The organism is Terribacillus jepli (assembly GCF_047228925.1).
Taxonomy (GTDB): Bacteria; Bacillota; Bacilli; order Bacillales; family Amphibacillaceae; genus Terribacillus.
In genome coordinates, this window is sequence record NZ_JBFEGH010000005.1 from 214924 (window position 1) to 221393 (window position 6470).

The 6470-nt window shown below is 35.0% G+C and carries 10 protein-coding genes; 7 read left to right on the forward strand and 3 right to left on the reverse strand.

Going from position 1 to position 6470, the window contains the following annotated elements; genetic code table 11:
* The first annotated feature begins 19 nt into the window (after positions 1-19).
* Positions 20-853, forward strand: a complete 834-nt coding sequence (locus AB1K91_RS08190) for a hypothetical protein (protein WP_413089288.1) — start codon at positions 20-22, stop codon at positions 851-853.
* A 296-nt stretch (positions 854-1149) separates the two neighbouring features.
* On the opposite strand, the gene AB1K91_RS08195 is transcribed toward AB1K91_RS08190, so the two are convergent.
* On the reverse strand, positions 1150-1320 hold the full coding sequence (locus AB1K91_RS08195; protein ID WP_413089289.1) for a hypothetical protein: 171 nt from the start codon (positions 1318-1320) through the stop codon (positions 1150-1152).
* A 133-nt stretch (positions 1321-1453) separates the two neighbouring features.
* On the opposite strand from AB1K91_RS08195, the gene AB1K91_RS08200 reads away from it, so the two are divergent.
* The 5 genes from AB1K91_RS08200 (at position 1454) to AB1K91_RS08220 (ending at position 5455) form a co-directional block, all read left to right on the forward strand.
* On the forward strand, positions 1454-1714 hold the full coding sequence (locus AB1K91_RS08200) for a MerR family transcriptional regulator (protein WP_413089290.1): 261 nt from the start codon (positions 1454-1456) through the stop codon (positions 1712-1714).
* 554 nt (positions 1715-2268) lie between these two features.
* Positions 2269-2457: a hypothetical protein gene (locus AB1K91_RS08205; RefSeq protein WP_413089291.1), complete on the forward strand. Its 189-nt coding sequence runs from the start codon at positions 2269-2271 to the stop codon at positions 2455-2457.
* Positions 2458-2672: 215 nt separating this feature from the next.
* Positions 2673-3278 (forward strand): hypothetical protein, encoded by a 606-nt coding sequence (locus tag AB1K91_RS08210; protein WP_413089292.1) that lies wholly within the window; start codon positions 2673-2675, stop codon positions 3276-3278.
* Between the two features lie 5 nt (positions 3279-3283).
* A complete protein-coding gene (locus AB1K91_RS08215) occupies positions 3284-5116 on the forward strand; it encodes a DUF6792 domain-containing protein (RefSeq protein WP_413089293.1) in 1833 nt (610 codons plus the stop codon).
* Positions 5117-5455 carry a hypothetical protein gene (locus tag AB1K91_RS08220; RefSeq protein ID WP_413089294.1) on the forward strand — a complete coding sequence of 113 codons (339 nt, stop codon included), beginning with the start codon at positions 5117-5119 and terminating at the stop codon, positions 5453-5455. It begins immediately after the preceding gene.
* Between the two features lie 39 nt (positions 5456-5494).
* Here the strand turns inward: AB1K91_RS08220 and AB1K91_RS08225 are convergent, their stop codons facing one another.
* Both AB1K91_RS08225 and AB1K91_RS08230 read right to left on the reverse strand, forming a co-directional pair.
* A complete protein-coding gene (locus AB1K91_RS08225; RefSeq protein ID WP_413089295.1) occupies positions 5495-5731 on the reverse strand; it encodes a helix-turn-helix domain-containing protein in 237 nt (78 codons plus the stop codon).
* Between the two features lie 98 nt (positions 5732-5829).
* Entirely contained in the window at positions 5830-6009 is a 180-nt protein-coding gene (locus AB1K91_RS08230) for a hypothetical protein (RefSeq protein ID WP_413089296.1), read from the reverse strand.
* 166 nt (positions 6010-6175) lie between these two features.
* Between AB1K91_RS08230 and AB1K91_RS08235 the strand changes: the two genes are divergently transcribed.
* Positions 6176-6448: a hypothetical protein gene (locus AB1K91_RS08235; RefSeq protein ID WP_413089297.1), complete on the forward strand. Its 273-nt coding sequence runs from the start codon at positions 6176-6178 to the stop codon at positions 6446-6448.
* The last annotated feature ends 22 nt before the right edge of the window (positions 6449-6470 follow it).

Sequence of the window (6470 nt, forward strand, 5' to 3'; positions counted from 1 at the left end):
TAAGGGAGTGTGAAAAAAATTGAGTGAAGTAAAAAATTCACTTTCAAGCAAATCACTAGATGGAACAATAGCAAATATTTATGCTCAGCCGCAACCTGGAGGAGACAGTTCAATTATTGCATCAAAGAAGGGTTTGGAAATTCTAGTAGAAGCATTGAACGTTGCCATAGAGCGGGGTAAGAGTGAATATACCTTGTACAATAGTGACTTAGTTCCGTATCAAGTGCTTGTTATGAGAAATGAAGAATCAGTAAATAAAGCATATTGGAAAAGACTTCAATCACCCTACACTGATAAGCTATCTGAGGGTAGCGGGCATTTATACGGACCAACAGAATACTTTGATTTTGGTATTTCGAATACGGCTGATTTGGAAAAAGAAATCACTTTAGAAGATGTTAAATATCTAAGTTTGAAAAAAGAAGAAGTGATGAGGATTACACTTGGATGTATTGAGCAAGGTAAAAAATATGGATTTCCCCAAAGAATAAAAAAAAGAAGTCGTAAAACCTTCTATCTTAGTTCTAACTGTTTAACCGTTCTTAGGTGTGATATCAACTCAGCGCAAAATCTGAAGGTGGTGATTTCTTTGTTACTCTACCATACAATTCATAAAACATATGAGGACTTTGAAAACGTTTATCGTTATCGTATGAATGGGATAAATGGTGCATTAATTGAAACAGATAGAAAACTCGAAAAGGGTCAAGTTATAATTATAAAAGATATTAATGACTATGCGATCATCGTAGATTGTATTTGGGAGATAAACGATCAAATGTGTTTCTCTCATAAGACTGCACAAGATTTAATTGTACGAGCGAGAATACCCGGAAAATTGAGATCCTTTTGAATCAATTTAGAAAGTACTTTTTGAAGGCCGGTTTAAAGATTATATTCCGGTCCTTTTTCTAGTTATAGTCCATTAACAACTTTGAAAATCTCACTATGTAATTACGACTATAATCTTTTGCACTTCTTCTTTCCGAAGTATTGCATCATCCTATAATTGCAATGTATCACCCTCGTTCTAATTGAATTTTCGTAATAAGTTTAATCATAATCCAGGAAAAAGGCATAATACGGTATTGAAGTGATTTACTTTTTTCTGTCCTTTTCTAACACTATTATTAAATATAAGTGCTTTCCTTATTTCCTAAACCACTTCCATATTCCAAATGGACCATCATGTAAGTATCTTAAATGACTTATAAGCATTTCATTTTCTCTCTTGATTCTTTTATAAGTATTCGATTTACCTGGATCTGCTAACTTTAAGTTTGCGCTTCTTCTCGTTTTTTCTTGACCGTTTTTATGCATTTTTCACCCTCCGTGAATTTAAAGTAATTCATGATTCTATCTTACCAAAATTTCATCCGCTATATATGCCTAAGTTAATCTTTACGAGTTTGAATAGGAGGTAAGACCAATTGAAAAAAAGGATAAAAATGAGATGGAATATGCCTTATATTATAGTGATTTTGAAGTAGCTGAGATTTTGGGCGTTCCAGATCAAACTATTCGAAGTTGGTGTGAAAAAGGGAGATATTCAGATGTTATAAGGTCAGAAAAAGGAGAGGGGAGAATACCAAAGAAATACTTTAGAATTACGCTTGAACAGGCCAGAAAGCGAAATACGTTTGAAAAAGAATTAGATAGGTTTAATAGTAATTCGTTAATCTCAAATGAAGATGATAATGATAGAATGAACTAAGATGTATAATTTTAAACATGTAAGAACACTTTTAGAAAAAAGAAGGATACATGATGACTATAGAAAATAAATGTATAGACAGTTTAATAATAAATCAGCAACAGCTCACATTTGATTGGATGTGAGCTGTTTTTATTTTGCCTATAGTCAATGGAAGTAAAATAGCGTATTCCATGCTAACAAAGAAATAACATTCAGATATGTGAACATGTAAATCCTTTTACTATAAGGAGGTGTTAAATGTTAGATAGATTTCACAAATCATTCACTGCATAATATCCTTAGAAAGGTGTGGAGATCTTGGAGAAATGGACTATGTTAATTTCCTTTATATCTATTGTTATATCAATAGTATCAGTTTATATACTTTATAAGTATAACAAGTGAGTTAACTAGTCTTAGTAGAGGTTTCTATAATGTGTAGGTTAGTAAAGACATAAATATCTAGCTTGCACATTATAGCTAATCAGGCATAGAGAATGAGCTAGATATGCTGATACAAGAAGCAATGAGATAGGGCATCGAATAATTGTTATATTAGGAGGCTGCGTTAAATGAAGGAAAAAAATAGACCAAAGAGGAAGTATGCATGGATGGATGAGTACATAAAAAGAACCGGGGAAGCAGCCATGGAACAGGCAAAAAAGAATAATACGTATATCATATACGAAAAGGATGGCAAGTTGGTAAAGGAGTATCCTAATGGCAAGATTATTCCATTAAATGTGAAGGAAGAAGGATAATAGCATTTGTTAGGAAAATAACACTGCCCCATATCCCCAAGACTAAAGAACCGTTTTTGCAAAAGGCTTATATTATTGTTGGGAATGATTGGATGTGTTTTGTATAATTTTTATGGACTACAGCAATAATCCGAACCTTATGGAGGTACCGCTGCGTGAAATTTAAATTTGTAATTATTCTGATACTCACAACGTTGATTTTAGGAGGATGCAATATGAGTAATGGAAAAGAGTCCCTCTCCCCTTCTGAGATGGATCCAAAAGACTTGCCAGATGTACCGGCATTTCAAGATGAATACACAAAAGAATATATGCAATCTACTGAGCAAGTTAAAGACGGTTACTACCCTTTGATTTCAAAGACAAATGGATTCACTCTTCATTTCCCTGAAGATATGGTTATTGATGATACAAGTAACGCACAACCAGATAATCATTATGAATCTCTTATATTCCATTATGAAAATAATGATATAGCAGTAATGGATGAATACATTATTCATTACCTTAGCCCTGTATCTGACATTGAATGGAGTAAAGACTATATGAATAGAAGAGCTGGAGAGGAACTGAATTTCAAAAAATTAGAAGCGGTTTATGAGAATCAATACATTGAAATTGCGGAAATAAAAGATGAATCTACATTGACATTGGTTGCACTTATTTGGAATGATAATGATCAACAAACACAGATATTTACAGATATTATGTGTAGTAAAGAGATTGATAAAGATGAATGTGCTTCTTTACAAGATAAAGAACGGGAAAAAGTAATAGATGTATTTAAATCCATAAAATTCCTAGATGATAAAGGTAAGTGAGTCCAATGGCTGAAAACATACTCGATTATAAGTCGGTATCAATGAGACTGACCAATGAAGAATATAAGAATATGGATGCTGCGGAAATGGAGTCCAAAATAAAACAGATTTATTTGGAAGAAACGGGTTCGTTATTAGATGCAGATATCAAAATATTCCACACATCTGACTCGAATAATAAGCTACTTGCATCCTCTGGATATGATGGAACAGCTATATATGTCGATGATGGTAAACAAGAAGAGATGTATGTTATCTCACAAGGCTCAACAAATGGCCCAGACTGGTCTTTTAATGCCAAAGGCGTATTCGCAGGTGAATCTACATTACAGCCGTCTTCTACGGATTCATTTGTAAATGAAGCAAAGAAATATTTTAATGTTGATGAAGACACAAAGGTTATCTCTTGGGGTCATTCATTAGGACATCATAATAACTCAACTTCTTTACTTGGATCTGATACGTTCGATGAAGTGTATGGCATGAATGGAGCGCAAGTAAATGCGTATGAATTGTTTGAATTTGATAAGCAGTTTCGTAAGGCAGTTCGTGAAGAATTTGAGGTACAATTAAAAGATGAACTGCGTGATACAGTTCCACCGGATAAATTGGAGCAGTTTACCAAGAATTTCTACAAAGACAAATCAGACAAGATCCATCAAGTCATCTCCGAAGATGACCCCCTAAATGGGTTGACTCCGTACGTTCCTGGCATAGTAGAAATAGGAGAAGTAGAGGTTCTTGACACAAATCCAGATGTCGTAGGAATTCGAGAGTTGGCAAAGGACATCCCTCCTGAAGTCATAAAAGACATCCAAGACATAGTTTTAACTTATGCAAAAGCAGATAATGCTGGCGGTACTAAAGGGGTTGTGGAAGAACTTTTTGGGGTGAACTGGGGATATGTCAAAGACATTGATAACGTCGGGGAATTCTTGGCTTGGCGCACGTTTAATAGAGATGAGTACAATGAAACTATGGGGGCATTAAGTAAGAATGTTCCTCCCCTCTTGGACAAATTTAGAGTAGTTCTGGAAAACAAGGAATCAATCTTTGGAAGTCTACAGGAAGAAGGATACATCACTCAGAAAGGAAAAGATGCGATAATCAATGAATTGGAAACGTGGGAATCCTACCTTTCAGTTATTGAGGCTAGTTTAGAGAGCAGTGCAAATACCTCTGGCTTCCTATCTCTCCAAAATGTGGCGGATTCGGGCTTGTACGGAAGCATCATTTGGTTAGTAACTGCTTTTCCTGATGCTAAGAAACGCTTGGAAGAAAGCGGGTTTATGGATAGCATGCATGACATAGTAGCAAGTCATGGTATACCGGAACTACTTGCTGCCATGTCGGATGGAATAAAGAGCTATCACGGGACAGATATGGTCTACACAGCAACCAATGGCGATCCTATCAAAGTGAACATCTCCGCAGCACTCCGCATGTATCGAGAGACCCTCCCCATCCTAGAAGAAAAAGAAACCAAGATACGGAATTTCGAACAGGTGGTAAAAGAGGAATTGGATGATAGTTATAAGGATGAAAAGCGAAAAGTACAGGACGAGATCGATCGTATGGAATCCAGTCCAAACAGTTATCGTGATTTATTAGCCAAGCATGGACACTTACCTGCATTCAATAAAGAGATGAAGACTATCAAAATACACGAAGTCTTCTACCCATTGGAGAATAATGACTTTGATGAGGAAATTCATGAACTGAAGAAATCGGTTGAAAGTGGGAAGCTTTATATAGAGAAGTACCGAAAGGCCATTGAGGATTTATTTGACGAAGAAGACAATTTATCCAGGCTATTTGATTTTTCAAGGAGGTTCTAAATGGGAAAGAAACGCACATTCCAAGCTACAGAACAGCTAATCCCTAATAAGGATTACTCCGACAAGAAAAAGTCTTTAAACACTCCGATTGATGGGATTAGAGAAAATGATGAACGTTTCTACTCCTATGTTAACAAGATAATCATTAGCGAAGATCAAAAAGGTAAAATCATTGATGCGATGAAGAAGGAAACAAATGATCGAATGAATCATGATGAGGAACTCTGTGAGGATATTAACAAGAAGATAAACAAAGCTGTAAATACATTTAATGAACAAGTGGCAGATATGAAGGAGCAGCGGATATCTGTTACTTACGAAGATCACAATATGGAATGAAGAAGGGACTAGCCATGTGTACTGGTCCCTTCTGCATGTTCATAAATTAAACTCATCTATATTATCGTTGAGACTATTCTTTCTATCAAGATACCGCACAAACCTTTTTGCCTTAATATCATGTGCTTCGTTAGTAATGAAGTTATCTTGAGGTATTTGCCAAGTGTCGTCAATTTTGTGGCAGCCCTTTAGCCTGCCAGTTTCACACATACGTTGGATAGTGCTGATACTCAAACTAAGTTTTTTCGCTGCTTCCCATTCTAAATATATTTTCATAAAAGTATTGTCCCTTTCAAATTAGATTTGATTTCATTTATAAATTCTTTTTAACCAAAAAGTTTTAAAGGCCAAACTTTGCCACAGATTCACTATTGTTATTGTCTACTATCTAAATCTTGTAAAAGCTGTGACATTTCAAGTTGGTTTTGTTGATACTCTTTTTCTCTCTTATTGAGATAAAAGCAATTGAGGCTTTCTATGAACCTCTGATGTTTGGCTGCAGTCTTCTTAGAATTCTTGATTAGGTTTTGATTTATTTCTTTACCGAGTGGCATACGAAAGTTGCTCCTTTACTAGATTGTTTTTTTTGAAAAAGGGAGTTAGAGTGGCTTTCTAACTAAAAAGTTAAAAAGTAATTTAAGCATACAAGTTATATTCTATATTTATAGTGCTAGTAGTTTCAGAAGTGGATTGAGAATAACAAAGTTAGAGGTGGATAGCATGAGGATTACTAGCATAGCGTTGGGTTATACGGTGTGTTTCCTTATTGTATGGAGATTGCTCAGGTTATATAAAGTAAAAAGAGATAAGAATAAAATAAATGATGAAATAAATAATTTTGATAATGCTTTTTTGGATGGAGTATATGTAATTCCACGTGATCCGAAGGAACCAAGAATAAAAGTAAGGGCATTATTTAACTATTGCAAGGAGACGGGTAAAAAACCTGCTGATCTAAGCTTAGCCGAAATGAATAGATTCCTAGAAAGATGAAGGTAGAAATAGTATCTTCGCC